The sequence below is a fragment of the Pseudomonas sp. LAP_36 genome, assembly GCF_019456785.1.
Lineage (GTDB): Bacteria > Pseudomonadota > Gammaproteobacteria > Pseudomonadales > Pseudomonadaceae > Aquipseudomonas > Aquipseudomonas tritici.
This window is the reverse complement of record NZ_JAHZMS010000007.1, coordinates 67304-85878: the sequence shown is the minus strand read 5'-3', so window position 1 is coordinate 85878 and position 18575 is coordinate 67304. Positions and strand designations below refer to the sequence as shown.

The window sequence follows — 18575 nt, the reverse complement described above, 5'->3', positions numbered from 1 at the left end:
ATCTACCGCTATCGCAGGCAAGCCAGCTCCCACATTGGTTTTTGTGGTGTGTCAGGGGTTAGCGTTTCCAAGCCCCTGGATTTACCAGGTTTCGCGGCTTTTCCCCGGCCAACGCCTGCAACAGATTATCCACCGCACATTGGGCCATTGCCTCCCGCGTCTCATGGGTCGCCGAGCCGATATGCGGCGTGGCCACCACATTGTTCAAGCGCAACAAAGGCGAATCGTGATTCAGCGGCTCGCGCTCAAACACATCCAACCCTGCCGCCCGAATCGTGCGCTGTTGCAGCGCTTCGACCAGCGCCGCCTCATCCACCACTTTGCCCCGCGAGATATTGATAAAGATCGTCTCCGGGCCCATCAGTGCAAACGCCTCCGCGCCAATCAATTTCTCGGTTTCAGCGGTGAGCGGCAGGGTCAGGCAGACAAAGTCGGCCTGTTGCAGCAAGTTGTTCAAGCTGCGGTACTGCGCGCCAAAGCGTGCTTCCACCGCCGGCTTGGGCGAGTGGCTGTGGTAGATCACCGGCATGCCAAACCCAAAATGCCCACGCTGGGCCAAGGCTTCGCCGATGCGGCCCATGCCGATGATGCCCAGGGTCTTGCCATGCACGTCGGTGCCGAAATGCGCCGGGCCAACGTTTTTGTTCCACTGGCCGGCGCGCACCATATCCGCCAGTTCGACCACACGCCGGGCCGTCGCGAGGATCAGCGCAAAGCCTGTGTCGGCGGTGGTTTCGGTGAGCACGTCCGGGGTGTTGCTGAGCAGGATGCCGCGCCTCGTCAGGTAGTCGATATCGTAGTTGTCGACACCCACCGACACACTGGCGATCGCTTCCAACTGCGGCGCCAGATCGAGCAGTTTTGCATCCAGGCGCAGGCTGGCCCCCAGCAGGCCATGGGCGCCGGGCAGGGCGTCGCGCAGCTTGGCCAGGCCAGCGTCATCCAGCGCTTCGATCAGCGTGACGTCGGCCTTTTCATGCAGGCGCGCCATCAGCGGCGCGGACAGTTTCTTGTACAACACGACAGACTTTTTCATGAGGGCTTTACCTTCAACTCCAGGGTTGGCGCCGGCGAGCGGTCGCTGGCGCCGGGCTTGAGGAAAATCGTCAGCACCACCGCAAACATGAGCGCGCCGCTCATCAGCAGGTACGAGGCGCCGGGCGAGCCGGTGCTGCTATTGAGGTAACCCACCAGGTACGAACCGCCGAACGAACCGAGGGCGCCCATGCTGTTGATCAGTGCCATGGCGCCCCCGGCGACGTTGGCCGGCAGGATTTCCGGGACGATGGCGAAAAACGGACCGTAGGGCGCATACATGCAGGCGCCGGCAATCACCAGCAAGGTGTACGACCACCAGAAGTGTTCGGCGCCCAGTACGTAGGATGCGTAGAAAGCGATGGCGGCAATCAGCAGCGGCGGCCACACAAAACGCTTACGTTTTTGCAGCTTGTCCGAACCCCAGGAGACGACGAGCATGCCGATCACCGCCGCCAGATACGGCAGCGCCGACAGCCAGCCGGCCTCGACCATGTCCATCTGCAAGCCGGCCTTGAGAATCGACGGCAGCCACAGCACAAAACCGTACACGCCGATGCTCCAGCAGAAAAATTGCAGCGCGAGGATGATCACCTTGGGTGAACGGAAGGCTTCGGCGTAGTTCTTCACTGCTTTGATGCCGACCTGTTCAGCGGCCAGCGCGGTTTCCAGGTCTTGTTTCTCAGTATCGCTGAGCCACTTGGCATCCTTTGGACGCTCATCGGCCAGCTTCCACCAGATAAACGCCCACAGCACCGCTGGCAGGCCCTCGATAATAAACATCCAGCGCCAGCTGAAATGCTGCACCAGATAGCCCGACACCACCGACATCCACAGCATGGTCACCGGGTTGCCAAGGATCAGGAAGGTGTTCGCGCGGGAACGTTCGGCACGTGTGAACCAGTGGCACAGGTACACCAGCATGGCCGGCATCACCGCCGCTTCCACCACGCCCAGCATGAAACGGATCACGATCAGCATGTAGGCGTTGGACACCACGCCGGTCAGGGTAGCCAGGCCGCCCCACAGGATCAGGCTGACAAAAATCAGTTTTTTAACGCTGCGCTTTTGCGCGTAGATCGCGCCCGGCACCTGGAAGAAAAAGTAACCGAGGAAAAACAGTGCACCCAGCAACGACGACATGCCGGGGGTGATCATCAGGTCTTCGGCCATGCCGGAGGCGGCGGCGAAGCCATAGTTGGCGCGGTCCAGGTACGCCAGGCTGTAGGTGATAAACACGATAGGCATGATGTACCACCAACGGCGGGTGGCGAGTTTCACGGTTTCCATGGAGTTGCTCCTGAGCTTGTTGTAGTTGTGGCAACAGGGTGTGGGTTACGCGACGGATCGGGTGGGTAACTCTGAACGGGTGGGCAAACCCTCCATGTCGCCACGGCTCTGCACGGCGCGGCTGCCTATCCAGTTGCCGCGCCGAACCGCCTCGGGGAAGCTGAGGTTTTCCAGCAGAGCGCTGATCATGCCCACGGCAAAACCGTCACCGGCGCCGACCGTGTCCACGACCTTGTCCACCCGCACGGCGGCGACAAAGCCTTGGTCCATCTGGGTGCGGTAGTAGGCGCCGTCCGGGCCGAGCTTGATGGCCACGGCTTCGGCGCCCTGGTCGAGGTAGAACGCGGCGATGTCGGCCGGGTCATCGAAACCGGTGAGCAAACGGCCTTCACTCAACCCCGGCAGCACCCAATCAGCAAGAGCCGCGAGGGCGTTGATTTCGCGGATCATCGTTTGTTGGTCGGGCCACAGCGACGGGCGCAGGTTGGGGTCGAACGACACGCTGCGCCCGGCCTTGCGCATTTGTGTCATCAATTCGGTGGACAGCTCACGCGTCGCCTCAGACAACGCCGGCGGAATACCGGTGGCATGCAGATGGCGGGCTTGCAGCAAGGCAGGGCTGATGGCCGCGATCGACAGATGGCTGGCCGCTGAACCCTTGCGAAAGTACTCCACTTGGGGATCATCGCCGTCCTCTTCGCGGGACTTGAGCTGAAAACCGGTGGGGTGCAACGTATCGACCGCCACATGCCGGCAATCCAGGCCTTCTTTCTTCAGGGTGTCGACCACAAAACGCCCGAGGGAATCGTTGCCCACCCGGCTCAGCCAGGCCACGTTGAAGCCCAGGCGCGACAGGCCAATGGCGACGTTGCTGTCGGCGCCCGCGATGCGTTTATGGAATTGGGCCACGTCGGCCAGATCGCCGGTTTGCTCGGCGACAAACATCGCCATGGTTTCACCAAACGAGAGGATATCGATCTCAGACATGCGCATTCTCCGCACGAGGTTGGCCCAGCAGGGTGAGGGCGGCGACTTGTTGCGCGGTGATTTCGATCAAGTCATCACCTTGCAGCGGAAATTCCACGGCCCGGGTAATACCTGGAGTCATGTGTTTGAGCAGTTGTTCCCACAGATGCAGGTCGGTGGCGCCAGGCGGCAGGGCGACCAACTTGCCATCTGCGCGGCGGGCCACCGCCTTGCAGTGCAGGTAATCCACATGTCGGCCCAGCAGGCGTGCGGCGGTGAGGGCGGATTGGTCCTGCCATTGCCAGTTGCCGATATCGAAAGTCATTTTCACCGGTAGGCCGAGGCGTTCCACCTCGGTGAAGAAACGTTGCATTGGCTCGATCCGGCCGCCGTGCAGGGTCTGGTCGTTCTCTACCAGCAGTTGGACCGGGTGGCGGCTGAGCAGGGCGTGCAAGCTTTCCAGGTCGTTGGTGTCGGTGAAGTAGCCGAGGGAAACTTTCAACCAGCGTGAGCCAAACGCCTGTGCCCGATCCAGGGTCGCCGCGAGTTCGGCATTGGGTTGGGCGCGGCCGGCGACCCAGAGCTCCAAGGGGGACGAGAACACCGATTCCAGAGCCTGCTGCGCCGCGGCCTGGGCCAGTTCGGTAGGCTGTTCATCCGTTAAAAGCTCTTCGCGCCATTCGATGCGCTGGGCGCCGGCGGCGGTGAGTATCTCGACAAAACTCAATTGGCCCTGCTGGCGTACCAAGTCGGCGCCGTAGCTGGAAAGGCTGATGGAAACGGGGTATTTATGCATTGTTGTGTACCTCTGAAACCGGTTTCATTTTTATACGAAAATGTTGAAATAAGAGTGGCGTAGCAGCTGTCGAGCCCCGGCGAGGCTGCGTCAGCGGTGTCTCTGATGTACCGCCGACGCAGCCTCGCTCGGGCTCGACAGCTGCTACGGGGTGTTTCCTCGCTGAGGCTGGGTTGAGCCGCGAATGATCAGTTGTGGCAAGAAATCCACGGTACGCGTTGGCTCGGTATCGCCGCGCAAGCGCTTGAGCAAACAGTCGAACGCCGTGGCGCCAATCGCCTCGGTCGGCTGGGCGAGGGCGGTGATGCCAGTGCCCACCAGCGGGTACCAATCCAGGTCATCCAGGGCGATCAGACCGACATCCTCAAACAGGTTGCAGCCTAGATTCTTGAGCGCACGGGTACAGGCCAGCGCGGCGACGCCGTTCGCGCAGAACAACGCTTTGGTGCCGGGTTTGGCAAGGAAAGTGCGCAGATGAGTTTCCAGCTCGCCATCCAGCTCCAGCACCGCACCGGTCAACGCCGGGCGGCTGGCAACCTCAGCCTTGAAGCTCTCCAGGCGCTCCAACCGCGAACTGGTGCCGTCGGTGGCTTCGCTCACCAGCAGCACATCGCGGTAACCCTGTAGCGCCAGGTGTTCCACCGCCATACGCACCGCCGCCGGGTTGTCCAGGCCGACCAGGTCGCTGTGCAGCGGTTCGACCTTGCGGTCCACCAGCACCAGTGGCATTTCCCGTTGCAGTTCCAGCAGTTGGTCCACGTGATGGCCGAGGGTGTTCACGATCAACCCTTCGATGTTGTACGAACGCAGCGCCGCCAAGTGCTGGCGTTCTTGCTCGTCGTCGCGGTCGGTGTTGCACACCACCAGGCTGTAGCCGTGCTGGCGGCAGGCGGTTTCGACGCCGTGCATCACGGCAATGGAATAGGGGTTGCGGATATCGGCCACCAACATCCCGATCAGGCGGGTGCGGCCGCGTTTAAGGCCTCGGGCCATCTGGTTGGGACGGTAGCCAAGGTGTTCGATGGCTTGCTCGATGCGCAGGGCAATGGCATCGGAGAGCAGGGCGCGGTCGTCGCCGATAAAGCGCGACACGCTGGCCTTGGACACGCCGGCGCGCTCGGCCACGTCAAGCATGGTCACACGGCTGCGCTGGGCGGCAGAAAAGTTGTTCACGGTCATCGACCTTCTATTTTTATTGGAATGACTGAAACCGGTTTCAGGAAACCATCAAATGAGGAAAGTCGTCAAGTTGTTGTAGGACAGAGTCAGATAGCCGGTGCGTCAAACCACCACACTCAGCCAGGTCGCGACCAGCAACAACAGGGCCATGCCTCGGTTGAAACGCTTCATGGCCTTGGCCGAACGAAACACCCTAGCCGACCCGGCACCCAACAGCGCCCAGGTGCCCAGGCACGGCAGCGAGATCAGGAAAAACACCAGGGACAGGTACACCACCTGGCTCTGGCGATCAGCACCATTGCCGGCAAACACACTGACTACCGCGAGGGCCATCATCCAGGTCTTCGGGTTGATCAATTGCAGGCTGGCCGCGCCGATCAGGCCCAGAGGCTTTTCGGGGGTATCCACTTCGAGGGCCTTTGCAGGTGCGCTGAAGATCTGCCAGGCCAGGTAACTCAGCCAGGCGACGCCGATCCATTGCATGGCCATCTGCACTGTTGGCAACTGCACCAACGACTGGCCAACGCCGCTCCCCACCAGCAATACAAGGCTCGCAGCTCCGGCGCAGGCGCCGAGAATGATCGGCAAAGCGGCTTTGAAACCATGACGCGCGCTGTTACTCAGTACCAGGATGTTGGTCGGGCCGGGGGTGATAGACGCAACAAAAGCAAACAGCATGAACGGCAACATGGCAGCAGACTCCGAAAGACCAAGCGATGGTGTCGATCTTCACAAGCCTGTGCGTCACCTGTCTGGAAGATTTGAGCAGCGCTTGCGGTACGCCGCAGGCGTGAGGCCGTAGGCGCGCACAAACCAGCGGCCCAGATGGCTCTGGTCGGCAAAGCCCAGGGCAATCGCTACGTCTGCCGGTTGTTCGCCCTTGGCCAGCAAGTGCCGGGCACGGGCCAGGCGCAGTTGCACCAGGTAAGCGTGGGGAGGTAGGCCAAACGCGCTTTTGAAGGCGCGGCTCAGGCGGAAACGGTCGACGCCGCAGGCCAGGGCCAGTTCGTCCATGCCCACATCAACGTGCAGATGGGCATGCAGGTATTCGCGCGCCTTGTGTGCCACCAGCGGCAATCGTGGATCTTCACGGTAACGGGTGCGCCAATAGAGTTGGCCGGTGAGACGTTCGAGTAAGTGGTCCATGGCCTGTTGCCGAACGATACGCAGCTCACCGCAGTGCAAGGTCTGGAAGGCTTGGCTGGTGGCCAGGGCCAAGCGTGGGTCGCTGGTCAAGGTGCTGGCGAAACCCAGTTGGCTGCCCTGCGGTGCCTCTTCGAACACTGCACTTACTTCCCGCGCCAACCAGTGAGGGTCGAGGTAAAGCATGTGGTAGGTAAACCCGTCGGCGGTGGGCGCGTCGCCGTCATGCAGCTCGCCGGGTTCCACCAGAAACACTTGGCCGGGCACGCTGTTGTGGCGGGCGCGGCGACAGTTGAATTGCTGCACGCCTTGTTCGGTAACGCCGATCAGATAGCTGTCGTGCCAGTGCGGGTCGTAGGCGTGGCCTTCAAAGTGCGCGCGCAGGGTCTCGATGCCGGTGTCGGCGTCCTGGGACAGGTCGATCCAATTGTGCGCGGCCATAAAACACCGAGGCGGAATAAGTGAGGCTATTAGCGCCCGGCGCGTGGTGGGCGTCTAGAAGGTTTGTGCAGCGTCAACCGAACAGCCCGGCGGCGATATTGATCGAGAAGCCCAGGATCGCGGTATTGAACAGAAACCCGATCAGCGATTGCCCCAGCACGACTTTACGCATGCCACGGGTGGCGACGCCCACGTCGGAGGTCTGTACCGCCACGCCGATGGTGAAGGAGAAGTACAGAAAGTCCCAATAGTTAGGCGTCAGCAAACCTTCGGCAAAACGCAACGCCGGCTCCTTGCCGCCCCAGGTGTAATACAGGCGCGCGTAATGCACGCTGAAAATCACCCCAATCAGCAACCATGAGCCGATCACCGTCAGCCCGGTAAAGCCGTAGTGCAGCAGACGTTCAGAGGTGGCGAGGTCCTTGCTGCCGACCAGTTCGAAGGTAATGGTTGCCAGGCTGGCGATGGCGGCGATGCACACCGTGAACAGGACCGAACCGGCGTTTTCATCTTCGATCTCGGCGATGCGCTTGACGTCCTCGGCCTTGGCACGACGGGTCAGCCACAGCATCAGCACCAGGTAGGTCCAGACCCCGGCGTTCCAGCCGATGAGGATTTTGCTGACGAGCGTATCGGCGGGCGCCAGGATGCCCACGGCAAGCCCGAACACGGCGGCGGCGGAGAGGCGAGGGTGGGTGCGGGCGAGGAAGGGCATGGTGGCTCACTGCTTACTGTTTGTGAGCACCATAGCTTATTCGACTGAACGCGATCATGAATGTGATCAATAACCCCTGTGGGAGCTGGCTTGCTTGCGATGGCTGCTTGTCAGGCGACCGGGCCTTATGTGTGTAAACCGATTTAAATGTGGGAGCGGGCTTGCTCGCGAAGGCGGTGTTTCAGTCGATACCTACCTCACTGACACACCGCCTTCGCGAGCAAGTCGAATCGTCGCACCGCCGCTCCCACATTTTTGATCCAGTACCCATTCAAGAATGGGTCTACCGGGGGCGTTTCTTCACCAACTTCATGACCACCACAAAAAACACCGGCACAAACACCACCGCCAACGTCGCGGTGATCATCCCGCCGATCACCCCCGTACCAATCGCCTGCTGGCTGGCCGAGCTGGCACCTGTCGCAATCGCCAGCGGCACCACGCCGAGGATAAACGCCAGCGACGTCATGATGATCGGGCGCAAGCGCAACCGCGCGGCTTTCAAGGTGGCGGTGATCAGGTCTTCGCCCTGGTCATACAGGTCCTTGGCGAACTCGATGATCAGGATCGCGTTCTTCGCCGACAGGCCAATGATGGTGATCAAGCCGACCTTGAAGAACACATCGTTGGGCATGCCGCGCAAGCTCACCGCCAACACGGCACCGAGTACGCCCAACGGCACCACCAGCAATACCGAGGTCGGGATCGACCAGCTTTCATACAGCGCCGCCAGGCACAGGAACACGATCAGCAGCGACAGGCCCAACAGTATCGGCGCCTGGGAACCGGACAGGCGTTCCTGCAACGACAAACCGGTCCATTCCTGGCCCAGGCCGGCCGGCAATTGGCTGACCAGGCGCTGGATTTCATCCATCGCCTCACCGGTACTGTGGCCCGGTGCCGCTTCGCCGGAAATCGCAATGGCCGGGTAGCCGTTGTAGCGCGTCAATTGCGCCGGGCCCTGGGTCCACTTGGCTTCGACAAAGGCCGACAGCGGCACCATCTTGCCGGCGTTGTTGCGCACGTGGATCTTCATCAGGTCCGCCACCTGGCTGCGCTGGTCGCCTTCGGCCTGCACCACCACCCGTTGCATGCGGCCCTGGTTGGGGAAGTCATTGATATAAGCCGAGCCGATGGCCGAGGACAGCACGTTGCCCACGTCGGCAAAGGCCACGCCCAGTGCGTTGGCCTGCTTGCGGTCTACTTCCAGCTGCACTTGCGGTGCTTCGGCCAGGGCGCTTTCGCGCACGTTGGCCAGGATCGGGCTTTTCTCGGCGGCGGCCAGCAATTCCGTGCGCGCGGCCATCAACGCGGCATGGCCGACACCGCCCCGGTCCTGCAAGCGGAACTCGAAGCCGCTGGACGTTCCGAGGCCATCCACCGGCGGCGGCAAGACCGCGTAGGCAATCGCATCTTTCAGTTCGGTAAAGGCAATGTTGGCGCGGTCGGCAATCGACGCGGCGGAGTCATCGCTGCTGCGCTCCGACCAATCCTTGAGCGTGGTAAACGCCAGCGCGGCATTCTGCCCCGAACCGGAGAAACTGAAGCCCATGATCATGGTGGTGTCGCCCACCCCAGGCTCTTTGGCGTTATGCGCTTCGATCTGTTCGGCGACCTGCACCGTGCGGTTCTTGCTCGCGCCCGGTGGCAACTGGATGTCAGTGATGGTGTAACCCTGGTCTTCCACCGGCAGGAACGAGGAGGGCAGGCGGCTGAACATCCACCCCAGGCCCACCAGCAGCACCAGGTAAATCAGCAGGTAACGGCCGCTGCGCTTGAGGGCATAGGCCACCCAGCCTTCGTAGCGGTCGGTGAGGCGTTCAAAGCGCTGGTTGAACCAGCCGAAGAGACCGCCTTTGGCATGGTGCTCATCCTTGGCGATCGGCTTGAGCAAGGTGGCGCACAGGGCCGGGGTCAAGGTTAGCGCGAGGAACGCCGAGAACAGGATCGACACCGCCATCGACAACGAGAACTGTTGGTAGATCACCCCCACCGAACCCGCCATAAAGGCCATCGGCAGGAACACCGCCACCAGCACCAGGGTGATGCCGATGATCGCGCCGGTGATCTGGCCCATGGCCTTGCGCGTCGCTTCCTTGGGCGACAGCCCCTCGGTGACCATGATCCGCTCGACGTTTTCCACCACCACAATCGCGTCGTCCACCAGGATACCGATGGCCAACACCATGCCGAACATGGTCAGCACGTTGATCGAGAACCCCAGCAACAACATGGTGGCGAAGGTGCCCATCAACGCAATCGGCACCACCAGTGTCGGGATCAGGGTGTAGCGCACGTTCTGCAGGAACAAAAACATCACCGCAAACACCAGCGCCATGGCCTCGAGCAGGGTGTAGACCACCTTGGTGATCGAGACTTTGACGAACGGCGAGGTGTCGTACGGGATTTTGTATTCCACATTGGCCGGGAAGTAGCGCGACAGCTCGTCCATCTTCGCCCGCACCAGGGTCGCGGTGTTCAGCGCATTGGCGCCAGGTGCCAGCTGCACGCTGACTGCGGTGGACGGTTTGCCATTCAGGCGCGTGGAGAACTGGTATTCCTGGCTGCCGACTTCCACCCGCGCCACATCGCCGATGCGCACAGTGGAGCCGTCGGGATTCGCCTTGAGCACGATGTCGGCGAACTCGGCCGGCGTGGACAGCTGGCCCTTGACCAGGATCGCGGCGGTGATTTCCTGAGTCTTGGTACCCGGCAAATCACCGATGCTGCCCGCCGATACCTGGGCGTTTTGCGCGCTGATCGCGGCGTTTACATCGGCCGGGGTCAGGTTGAAACCGATCAGTTTCTGCGGGTCGATCCAGATCCGCATGGCACGTTCGGCGCCATACAGCTGGGCCTTGCCCACACCGTCGAGGCGCTTGAGTTCGTTCATCACGTTGCGCGCCAGGTAATCGCTGAGCGCTACATCATCGAGCTTGCCGTCGCTGGACGTGAGGGTCACCAGCAACAGGAAACCGGCGGAGACTTTCTCCACCTGCAAGCCTTGCTGGGTCACCGCTTGCGGCAGGCGCGGCTCGACCGCTTTCAGGCGGTTCTGCACATCCACCTGCGCCATTTCCGGGTTGGTGCCCGGCTGGAACGTCGCGGTGATGGTTGCCGAACCCAGGCTGCTCTGGGACTCGAAATACAGCAGGTGATCGGCGCCGTTGAGCTCTTGCTCGATCAGGCTGACCACGCTCTCATCCAGGGTCTGCGCCGAAGCGCCGGGGTAGACCGCGTAGATTTCGACTTTTGGCGGCGCGACGTTGGGGTACTGCGCCACCGGTAGCTGCGGGATTGCCAGCAAACCGGCGAGCAGAATAAACAGGGCAACCACCCAGGCGAAGATCGGGCGGTCAATAAAGAACTGCGGCATGGTCAATGATCCTTATTGGCCGGAGGCCTGGGCGAGCGGCGTCGGGCTGTCATCTACGTCGACTTTTTCACCGGGGCGCGCGTGCTGGAGGCCTTCGACGACGATGCGGTCACCGGCCTTGAGGCCGCTGCTGACAATCCAGCGATCATTGATCACCGCGCCCAGCTCCACCGGCTGCTGGCTGACGGTTTGTTCGGCGTCCAGCAGCAAGACCATCGGGATACCGGCGCTGTCACGGGTAATGGCGCGTTGCGGCACGCTGATGCCTTGCTTGTCGACGGCTTGCTCCAGGCGCACCCGCACAAAGCTGCCGGGCAGCAGGTCGAGGTCCGGGTTGGGGAATTCGCTGCGCAGGATGATCTGGCCGGTACCGGGGTCGACGCTGATCTCGGCAAACAGCAATTTGCCCGGCAACGGGTAGAGGCTGCCGTCGTCCTCGATCAACGTGGCCTTGGCCTGGTCCTGGCCGACCTGCTTCAAGCTGCCGGCACGGAAGGCGCGGCGCAGGTCATTCAGCTCGCGGTTGGACTGGGTCAGGTCGGCGTGGATCGGGTCCAGTTGCTGGATGATCGCCAGCGGCGTGGCCTCATTCTGGCCGACCAGGGCGCCCTCGGTCACCAGCGCACGGCCAATACGCCCGGAAATCGGTGCGGTCACGGTGGCGTAGCCCAGGTTCAACTTGGCTCGCTCGACGGCAGCCTTGTTGGCGGCGACCTCGGCGTTGGTCTGGCGCACGGCGGCGCGGGCGTTGTCGTAGTCCTGGCCGCTGATGGCGTTGCCTTCCACCAACTGGCTGTAGCGCTGCTCTTGCAGGCGCGCCTGGAAGGCATTCGCCTCGGCCTTGCTCAGATTGGCCTGGGCGCTGTCGAGGTCGGCCTTGAAGGGCGCCGGATCAATGCGAAACAGCACGTCGCCCTGTTTCACGTCACGACCTTCCTTGAACACCCGCTGCATCACCACACCCGCGACCCGTGCGCGCACTTCAGCGATACGCGGCGCAGCAATACGCCCGCTCAGTTCGCTGGTGATCGACAGGGGCTTGGCCTCAAGGGTTTCGATGCGCACTTTGGCCAGCGGCATTTGCGGCGCTTCGCCCGCGGAGTTGTCACACGCGCTCAGGGCAAGGGTGAGGGCCAGCAGGCAAAACGGCGCAAACAGATTCTTCGACATGCTCTTATCCCAATATTGACTGGCGCATCCTAAAGTCACCTGCGCCGTGGTGCTGTGAAGCTGTGTAGCGGGTCTGTGAAGAAATGTAAGGTGCAACGCGTTGTGAGCGTTGGGCGTATATCCTTGCACAATCCTGCAAGCGCCAACGATTCAACATGTGGCAATCGGCTTGTGTGGGAGCTGGCTTGCCTGCGATAGCATCACCTCGGTCTACCTGATAGACCGCAGTGCCTGTATCGCAGGCAAGCCAGCTCCCACACAAGCAGCGGCCACATTGGATTTGTGTACCGCCCATCACTGCTTATTTGGAAACACCATGCCCAACATTCTCCTGGTGGAAGACGACGCCGCACTCTCCGAGCTGATTGCCAGCTACCTGGAGCGCAATGGCTACCACGTCAGCGTGCTCAGCCGTGGCGACCACGTGCGTGAACGCGCGCGCTTGAATCCGCCGGACCTGGTGATCCTCGATCTGATGCTGCCCGGACTCGACGGCCTGCAAGTATGCCGATTGCTGCGGGCCGACTCGGCGGGCTTGCCGATCCTGATGCTCACGGCGCGGGACGACAGCCACGATCAGGTGCTGGGCCTGGAAATGGGCGCCGACGACTACGTGACCAAACCTTGTGAACCGCGCGTGCTACTGGCCCGTGTCCGCACGTTATTACGGCGCAGCAGCTTGTCCGAACCCCAGGCGGCCAACGACCAGATCATCATGGGCAACCTGTGCATCGACCTGTCTGAGCGCACCGTGACCTGGCGTGAACAACCGGTGGAGTTGTCCAGCGGCGAATACAACCTGTTGGTGGTGCTCGCACGGCATGCCGGCGAAGTACTCAGCCGTGACCAGATCCTGCAACGCTTGCGCGGTATCGAGTTCAACGGCACCGACCGTTCGGTGGACGTGGCGATTTCCAAGCTGCGCCGCAAGTTCGACGACAACGCCGGTGAAGCGCGCAAGATCAAGACGGTGTGGGGCAAAGGCTACCTGTTCAGCCGTTCCGAGTGGGAATGCTGATCGATGGTTCGCGTACTGTTTCGCCTCTATCTGATCACCATCGTCACCTACAGTGCGGCGATCTACCTGGTGCCCACGCTGGTGATCCAGCTGTTCGAACACCGCTACGTGAATTACAACATCGAGCAGACCCGCGGCCAGCAAAAGCTGATTGTCAAACAATACCTGCGCGCACCTGTGGAGCGCTGGTCACAGGTCACCGAGCAACTGGGCCGCGAATTCGCGCCGCTCAGGGTTCAATTGCTGCTGCGCCAGGACGCCAGCTACACCCCGGCTGAGGAAAAGCTACTGGAGCAGGGCAGGTCGGTAGTGCGCCTGGGCGAATGGGGCTGGATGGAGCAAATCAGCACTCCGATCAATGAGCAATTCGTGGTCAAGCTGACGATACCGCCTGACCCGATGGACATGAACGTGCTGTATTGGGCGATCAACGTGTTGATTGTTGCCGCGCTGCTGGCCTGCCTGTTGGTGTGGCTACGCCCGCACTGGCGCGACCTGGAACGCCTGAAAAGCACCGCCGGGCAATTGGGCCAGGGCAATATGGCGGAACGCACGCGCATTCCGGCCAGCTCCAGCATCGGCAGCCTGGCTTCGGTGTTCGACACCATGGCCGACGACATCGAATACCTGCTCAATCAGCAACGCGACCTGCTTAACGCGGTCTCCCACGAGCTGCGCACGCCGCTCACGCGCCTGGATTTCGGCCTGGCCCTGGCGCTCTCCGAAGACTTGCCCGAGGCCAGCCGTGAACGCTTGCAAAGCCTAGTGGCGCATATCCGCGAGCTGGACGAACTGGTGCTGGAGCTGCTGTCCTACAGCCGCCTGCAGAACCCGGCGCAATTGCCGGAGCGGGTGGAAGTGGTGCTCGATGAGTTTATCGACAGTGTGCTGGGCAGCGTCGATGACGAACTGGAAAACCCCGAGATCGTCATTGATGTGGCGCTCGACTGCGCCGTGGAGCGCTTCAATCTCGACCCGCGCCTTACTGCCCGCGCGTTGCAGAACCTGCTGCGCAATGCCACGCGTTACTGCGACAAGCGCATTCAGGTCGGCGTGAAGGTCTGCCCCAAAGGCTGTGAAATCTGCGTGGACGACGACGGCATCGGCATCCCGCTGGACCAGCGAGAGCGCATCTTCGAGCCGTTCTACCGCCTTGATCGCAGCCGTGACCGCGCCACCGGCGGTTTTGGCCTGGGCCTGGCCATCAGCCGACGCGCCCTGGAAGCCCAGGGCGGCACCTTGACGGCATTGGCTTCGCCGCTGGGCGGTGCACGCTTTCGCGTGTGGTTGCCCAGCGTCGCCTGATCAGAGCACCTTGACCGCGCGGCCAATTGCCTGGATCGGCCCGGTGGGTTTGCCGGTCGGCGAGCCGCGCGGGTCTTCCAGGGTCAACTCGAACAGCTGGTTCTGCGTGAGCGGCGGCAGCTTGTCCAGCGGTACCGACAGCGTTTGCCCGGGTTTGACCAGGCCCAGGGATACCGGCCCCTGCCAACCGTCACCCTTGGTCCAGAACTGCAGGGCTTTGTCCGCCGGCACTTCCATCACGCCCAGCGGGATCAACTGAATCTGCTGATTGTCACTGGCCTGGATCACCCAGCCCGGGGCCTGGCTTTGCGGCGCCACCAGCACCACGACAAAGGTCGGGTCGGCGGTGGGCGGGCGGGTCAGCAGCAGCGTGGCCAGTACCAGGGTTGTCACCAGCCCGGCACCGGCCAGGCCGCGCCACACGGCCAGCAGATCCCACCAATGCGTGCGGGCGCTGGCGATGTTGCGTTCGATACGCCGCCACAGCTCAGAGGAGGGTGGCACCGGCTCCGCGAGTGCGGTCAGCGGCAACAGGCGATGCTCCCAGGCGTCCACTGCGGCGCGTAATTCGGCGTCGTGCTTGAGCCGTTGTTCCACCTCGGCGCGTTGTTCGCCGGGCAGGGTGCCCAGCACGTATTCGCTGGCCAGTTCGTCCAGTGGGTTGCTCATGCCATGCACTCCCGCAGCGCGGCGAGGCTACGTTTGATCCAGGCTTTGACGGTCCCCAGTGGGGTGTCCAGTTTCTGGGCGATTTCGCTGTGGGAATAACCGTCGACGTAGGCATGCAGGATGCAGGTGCGACGGGCCGGGTCGAGTTGCTCCAGGCAGGTGTGGACCTGCCCGGCGCGTGCGCTGAATTCAAAGGTGTCGGTTGCCGCGACTTGCTCGTGTTCTTCGCCTAACGGTACTTCGCGGTAATGGTTACGCACACTGTTGAGCGCCAGGTGCCGGGTCACGCTGAACACCCAGCCACGTGCCGAACCGCGACTGGGGTCGAAACTGTCGGCACCGCGCCAGATCTTGATAAATGCGTCGTGCACGATGTCTTCGGCCAGGGACTTGTCCCTCGCTATGCGCAACGCCACGCCGAGCAAACGGCTGCTGTCCTGCTCATAGAGCTGGCGCAAGGCGCGTTGATCGCCACGGGCACAGGCCTGCAGACAGGCTTCGTAATCAAACACGCGGTGCTCCCCCCAACGATCGGCATTGGGGGCAGCGTAGCCGACTTTGCTCAGTTGGCCGCCCAGAAAATATAGTCGGCCTGGTACTTCACCACTTCCTGCTGGCCCTTATTGGCCGCCGTGCACGCGCTGCTCGGCGCCACGCCGCCCTTGAGGGCAACCCGCTGGATGTAACTCACGCCGCTCATCGCACCTTTGCCTTCAGCCGGGTTGGCCTTGACCAATTGGTACGGCAGGTTGCCCGCACCCGACGGCGCCACCGCCAACTGAGTGCCGGTGATTTTCGAACCGTCCGTGGCTTGCCAGGTGGCGGGCGGGCCGAAATAGGTGCCGACTTGCTTGCCGCTACGGTCATTCAGCACGGCCTTGGGGCCGACGAAGGTCCACTCGGTCTGGCCGGCGGCGTTGGCGTTGTCGCGGCACTCGTAGGTGATTTCGCCGACACCGGTGGTTTCCAGTGCCACCTTGTGGCCGTCCGGCACCTTGATGCTGTCCGGCAAGCCGGTCTGGGCGAAGGCAACGGGTGCAGCTGCCAGCAGGGCAGTGAGGCAGAACAGTGCTTTAGCGTTCATGGGTGTTTCTCCATTTCAGTAAAACAGCGGGGTGACTGAAAGGACTACCCAGCTTGCGCAGGATTGGATGCACGGATTAGAAAATAAAATTGTGAAGGCGCACACTGTGCCCCCGCTTCACCCCTGAGGAGAGATTGGCAATGACTGGTGTCCACGCGTCTGCTCAACAAGGTTTCTCCACCCAGGCGGTCACTTACGCCCAAGGCCGGCCGAATTACCCCAGGCAACTCACTGGCTGGCTCACCGAAACCCTACGGATTGACGCACAGTCAACGGTGATTGACCTAGGTGCCGGCACCGGCAAATTCACGCGCTTGCTCAGCACCCTGGCGCCAACGCTGATTGCCGTCGAGCCTGTGGCGGCGATGGGCGCGCAGCTGGCTAAGCTGCTGCCGGGCGTGCGCCTGGTGAATGGCACTGCCGAATCCATCCCCCTGGCGTCTGCCAGCGCCGATGCGCTGGTCTGTGCGCAGGCATTTCATTGGTTCTCCACCCAGGCCGCACTGGCGGAAATCCATCGCGTACTCAAGCCCGGAGGGCGCCTGGGGCTGGTGTGGAATGTGCGCGATGAATCGGCGGGCTGGGTGGCGGCAATCACCGAAATAATCACGCCGTACGAAGGCGACACCCCGCGCTTTCATAGCGGACGTTGGCGTGAAGCCTTCACCGGCAAGTACTTTTCCGACCCTGAAGTCACCTGTTTTGCGTACAGCCACGTCGGCAGCCCCCAGGAAGTGGTCATGGATCGCTTTCTGTCAGTGAGCTTTATCGCGGCGCTCCCAGCCGCAGAAAAGGCCAGCGTTACCGCGCAATTGCGCACTTTGATCGACACCCATCCCGACTTGCGCGGGCGGGACACCATCGCCTTCCCGTATCAAACCCAGGCCTATGCCTGTCATCGCCTGCCATAAAAGGCATAAAGTCAGATCATATTGATATAAGTCGTTATAAGAAAAATCGCTATCCTGCGGCCAGAAATTTATAAGGCCGCAGGTAGCGTTGATGGAAGTGGGTAATTTTGGTTTTGTGATTGCCGGCCTGATCGTTGGTTTTATCGTGGGCATGACCGGTGTGGGCGGGGGCTCCTTGATGACGCCGATCCTGCTGTGGTTTGGCATCAACCCTGCGACGGCGGTGGGCACCGACCTGTTGTACGCCGCCATCACCAAGTCCGGTGGCGTGCTGGTGCACAGCAAGAACAAGAACATCGACTGGACCATCACCGGTTGGCTGACCCTGGGCAGTGTGCCCGCCGTGCTGCTGACCCTGTGGTTCCTGGCCAGCCTGCACACCGATCCCAGCGCGATGAACGCGGTGATCAAACAGGCCCTCGGCGTGGTGCTGCTGCTGACGGCCCTGGCGATTCTGTTCAAGAAAAGCCTGTTGGCTTTTGCCCAGCGGCATGCCGGTGATGACTATCACATGAGCCCGCGCAACCTGAACATGCTGACGGTGGTGACCGGTGCCATCCTGGGCACCATGGTTGCCCTGACTTCCATCGGCGCTGGCGCACTCGGCACTGTGGCGTTGTTTATTCTGTATCCGTTCCTGGCTACACGCCGCCTGGTGGGTACCGAAATCGCCCACGCCGTGCCTCTGACCCTGGTGGCGGGGTTGGGGCATGCCAGCATGGGGAATATGGACTGGCATTTGTTGGGGTTTTTGTTGATGGGGTCGTTGCCGGGGATTTACTTTGGCAGCCATATGACCGGCAAGCTGCCGGACGGGATATTGCGGCCGTGCTTGGCGGTTATGTTGATGGCGATTGGTTACAAGCTCGCGTTCTGATTTTTGCTGGGGCGGCGGTGGGGGGGTATATCCGTTATTTAGGTGACGGCCACTTATGGTTCCGCTCTTACAGCGGCTCACTTTGGAAAAGCCCCAAAGTAAGCAAAGGGCTCTTGCCCCAACACTCGGCACCTCGCCTAGGCTCGGTGTGCCCTCACTCCGGCTTGAATCCGTGGGTCGCCGCGATGGGCCATCCTTGGCCCAGCGCGGCTAACCCGGCGTCCTGCCGGGTTACCCACGAATTCAAGCCTGCGTTCGGCCAGCGTGTTTAACGGGGCGCCCCAGATCAAAAGCAAAGCGCGGCGGCCTTAAAGCCGACCGGTATTGTGTGGCCGAACTCGGTCAAAACTGTGGGAGCTGGCTTGCCTGCGATGGCATCACCTCGGTGTAACTGACATACCGAGTTGCCTACATCGCTGGCAAGCCCCTAAAAACAGCGCTTTTGCTCCCCACCACTCAGGCCGGCTGTCAGGCCGCCGTGCTTTTGCTTTTGATCTTTTTGATCTTGATCTTAGGCGCCCCGTTAAACACGCTGGCCGGAATTCGATATTGATTTGGGGGGTAAACCGGCAGGGATGCCGGTTTAGCCGCCCCGCGCCA

17 protein-coding genes are annotated in these 18575 nt (G+C 61.9%); 4 read left to right on the top strand and 13 right to left on the bottom strand.

All coding sequences use genetic code 11. From position 1 onward, the window contains the following. Positions 1-58: 58 nt before the first annotated feature. The 10 genes from JBO08_RS21255 to JBO08_RS21210 all read right to left on the bottom strand — a co-directional run bounded on the left by JBO08_RS21255 (position 59) and on the right by JBO08_RS21210 (position 12111). Complete coding sequence (locus JBO08_RS21255; RefSeq protein WP_220074923.1) at positions 59-1036, bottom strand: D-glycerate dehydrogenase; 978 nt, start codon at positions 1034-1036, stop codon at positions 59-61. Beyond that, positions 1033-2325, bottom strand: coding sequence for an MFS transporter (locus JBO08_RS21250; RefSeq protein WP_065876359.1), 1293 nt, complete (start codon positions 2323-2325; stop codon positions 1033-1035). Before JBO08_RS21250 ends, JBO08_RS21255 begins: the two co-directional genes overlap by 4 nt. 45 nt (positions 2326-2370) lie before the next feature. Continuing rightward, positions 2371-3312, bottom strand: coding sequence for a sugar kinase (locus tag JBO08_RS21245; RefSeq protein WP_065876358.1), 942 nt, complete (start codon positions 3310-3312; stop codon positions 2371-2373). Further along, positions 3305-4087 (bottom strand): sugar phosphate isomerase/epimerase, encoded by a 783-nt coding sequence (locus JBO08_RS21240; protein ID WP_065876357.1) that lies wholly within the window; start codon positions 4085-4087, stop codon positions 3305-3307. Before JBO08_RS21240 ends, JBO08_RS21245 begins: the two co-directional genes overlap by 8 nt. A 144-nt stretch (positions 4088-4231) precedes the next feature. Next, on the bottom strand, positions 4232-5260 hold the full coding sequence (locus tag JBO08_RS21235) for a LacI family DNA-binding transcriptional regulator (protein WP_139113269.1): 1029 nt from the start codon (positions 5258-5260) through the stop codon (positions 4232-4234). Positions 5261-5368: 108 nt separating this feature from the next. Continuing rightward, on the bottom strand, positions 5369-5956 hold the full coding sequence (locus tag JBO08_RS21230) for a LysE family translocator (protein ID WP_220074922.1): 588 nt from the start codon (positions 5954-5956) through the stop codon (positions 5369-5371). 54 nt (positions 5957-6010) lie between these two features. Then, positions 6011-6850, bottom strand: coding sequence for an AraC family transcriptional regulator (locus JBO08_RS21225; RefSeq protein ID WP_065876354.1), 840 nt, complete (start codon positions 6848-6850; stop codon positions 6011-6013). A 73-nt stretch (positions 6851-6923) separates the two neighbouring features. Then, positions 6924-7565 carry a DUF1345 domain-containing protein gene (locus JBO08_RS21220; protein WP_065876353.1) on the bottom strand — a complete coding sequence of 214 codons (642 nt, stop codon included), beginning with the start codon at positions 7563-7565 and terminating at the stop codon, positions 6924-6926. Between the two features lie 283 nt (positions 7566-7848). Then, a complete protein-coding gene (locus JBO08_RS21215) occupies positions 7849-10941 on the bottom strand; it encodes an efflux RND transporter permease subunit (RefSeq protein ID WP_220074921.1) in 3093 nt (1030 codons plus the stop codon). Between the two features lie 12 nt (positions 10942-10953). After that, entirely contained in the window at positions 10954-12111 is a 1158-nt protein-coding gene (locus JBO08_RS21210; RefSeq protein WP_065881552.1) for an efflux RND transporter periplasmic adaptor subunit, read from the bottom strand. 316 nt (positions 12112-12427) lie between these two features. Between JBO08_RS21210 and JBO08_RS21205 the strand changes: the two genes are divergently transcribed. Continuing rightward, complete coding sequence (locus tag JBO08_RS21205) at positions 12428-13129, top strand: response regulator transcription factor (protein WP_065876350.1); 702 nt, start codon at positions 12428-12430, stop codon at positions 13127-13129. Positions 13130-13132: 3 nt separating this feature from the next. Next, positions 13133-14434 carry an ATP-binding protein gene (locus JBO08_RS21200; protein ID WP_220074920.1) on the top strand — a complete coding sequence of 434 codons (1302 nt, stop codon included), beginning with the start codon at positions 13133-13135 and terminating at the stop codon, positions 14432-14434. Here the strand turns inward: JBO08_RS21200 and JBO08_RS21195 are convergent, their stop codons facing one another. Genes JBO08_RS21195 through JBO08_RS21185 form a run of 3 tightly spaced genes read right to left on the bottom strand, consistent with a single transcriptional unit; the run spans position 14435 to position 16187 of the window. Continuing rightward, the gene (locus tag JBO08_RS21195; RefSeq protein WP_065881549.1) at positions 14435-15103 is read right to left on the bottom strand and encodes an anti-sigma factor domain-containing protein; all 669 of its coding nucleotides are present in this window, start codon (positions 15101-15103) and stop codon (positions 14435-14437) included. It abuts the gene before it with no gap. After that, a complete protein-coding gene (locus JBO08_RS21190) occupies positions 15100-15615 on the bottom strand; it encodes a sigma-70 family RNA polymerase sigma factor (RefSeq protein WP_220074919.1) in 516 nt (171 codons plus the stop codon). Before JBO08_RS21190 ends, JBO08_RS21195 begins: the two co-directional genes overlap by 4 nt. Positions 15616-15665: 50 nt before the next feature. After that, entirely contained in the window at positions 15666-16187 is a 522-nt protein-coding gene (locus JBO08_RS21185; protein WP_220074918.1) for a DUF3455 domain-containing protein, read from the bottom strand. 140 nt (positions 16188-16327) lie between these two features. Here JBO08_RS21185 and JBO08_RS21180 point away from each other — a divergent pair, with 140 nt between their 5' ends. Both JBO08_RS21180 and JBO08_RS21175 read left to right on the top strand, forming a co-directional pair. Beyond that, positions 16328-17098 (top strand): class I SAM-dependent methyltransferase, encoded by a 771-nt coding sequence (locus JBO08_RS21180; protein WP_220074917.1) that lies wholly within the window; start codon positions 16328-16330, stop codon positions 17096-17098. Positions 17099-17189: 91 nt separating this feature from the next. After that, complete coding sequence (locus tag JBO08_RS21175; RefSeq protein WP_065876344.1) at positions 17190-17975, top strand: sulfite exporter TauE/SafE family protein; 786 nt, start codon at positions 17190-17192, stop codon at positions 17973-17975. Positions 17976-18575: the final 600 nt, after the last annotated feature.

What these genes read in the sequence shown, in the direction of transcription:
- JBO08_RS21240 (WP_065876357.1), bottom strand. Translation starts at nt 4,087, where the DNA reads ATGCATAAATACCCCGTTTCCATCAGCCTTTCCAGCTACGGCGCCGAC.
- JBO08_RS21180 (WP_220074917.1), top strand. Translation starts at nt 16,328, where the DNA reads ATGACTGGTGTCCACGCGTCTGCTCAACAAGGTTTCTCCACCCAGGCG.
- JBO08_RS21230 (WP_220074922.1), bottom strand. Translation starts at nt 5,956, where the DNA reads ATGTTGCCGTTCATGCTGTTTGCTTTTGTTGCGTCTATCACCCCCGGC.
- JBO08_RS21225 (WP_065876354.1), bottom strand. Translation starts at nt 6,850, where the DNA reads ATGGCCGCGCACAATTGGATCGACCTGTCCCAGGACGCCGACACCGGC.
- JBO08_RS21200 (WP_220074920.1), top strand. Translation starts at nt 13,133, where the DNA reads ATGGTTCGCGTACTGTTTCGCCTCTATCTGATCACCATCGTCACCTAC.
- JBO08_RS21245 (WP_065876358.1), bottom strand. Translation starts at nt 3,312, where the DNA reads ATGTCTGAGATCGATATCCTCTCGTTTGGTGAAACCATGGCGATGTTT.
- JBO08_RS21215 (WP_220074921.1), bottom strand. Translation starts at nt 10,941, where the DNA reads ATGCCGCAGTTCTTTATTGACCGCCCGATCTTCGCCTGGGTGGTTGCC.
- JBO08_RS21185 (WP_220074918.1), bottom strand. Translation starts at nt 16,187, where the DNA reads ATGAACGCTAAAGCACTGTTCTGCCTCACTGCCCTGCTGGCAGCTGCA.
- JBO08_RS21255 (WP_220074923.1), bottom strand. Translation starts at nt 1,036, where the DNA reads ATGAAAAAGTCTGTCGTGTTGTACAAGAAACTGTCCGCGCCGCTGATG.
- JBO08_RS21250 (WP_065876359.1), bottom strand. Translation starts at nt 2,325, where the DNA reads ATGGAAACCGTGAAACTCGCCACCCGCCGTTGGTGGTACATCATGCCT.
- JBO08_RS21175 (WP_065876344.1), top strand. Translation starts at nt 17,190, where the DNA reads ATGGAAGTGGGTAATTTTGGTTTTGTGATTGCCGGCCTGATCGTTGGT.
- JBO08_RS21205 (WP_065876350.1), top strand. Translation starts at nt 12,428, where the DNA reads ATGCCCAACATTCTCCTGGTGGAAGACGACGCCGCACTCTCCGAGCTG.
- JBO08_RS21220 (WP_065876353.1), bottom strand. Translation starts at nt 7,565, where the DNA reads ATGCCCTTCCTCGCCCGCACCCACCCTCGCCTCTCCGCCGCCGCCGTG.
- JBO08_RS21210 (WP_065881552.1), bottom strand. Translation starts at nt 12,111, where the DNA reads ATGTCGAAGAATCTGTTTGCGCCGTTTTGCCTGCTGGCCCTCACCCTT.
- JBO08_RS21195 (WP_065881549.1), bottom strand. Translation starts at nt 15,103, where the DNA reads ATGAGCAACCCACTGGACGAACTGGCCAGCGAATACGTGCTGGGCACC.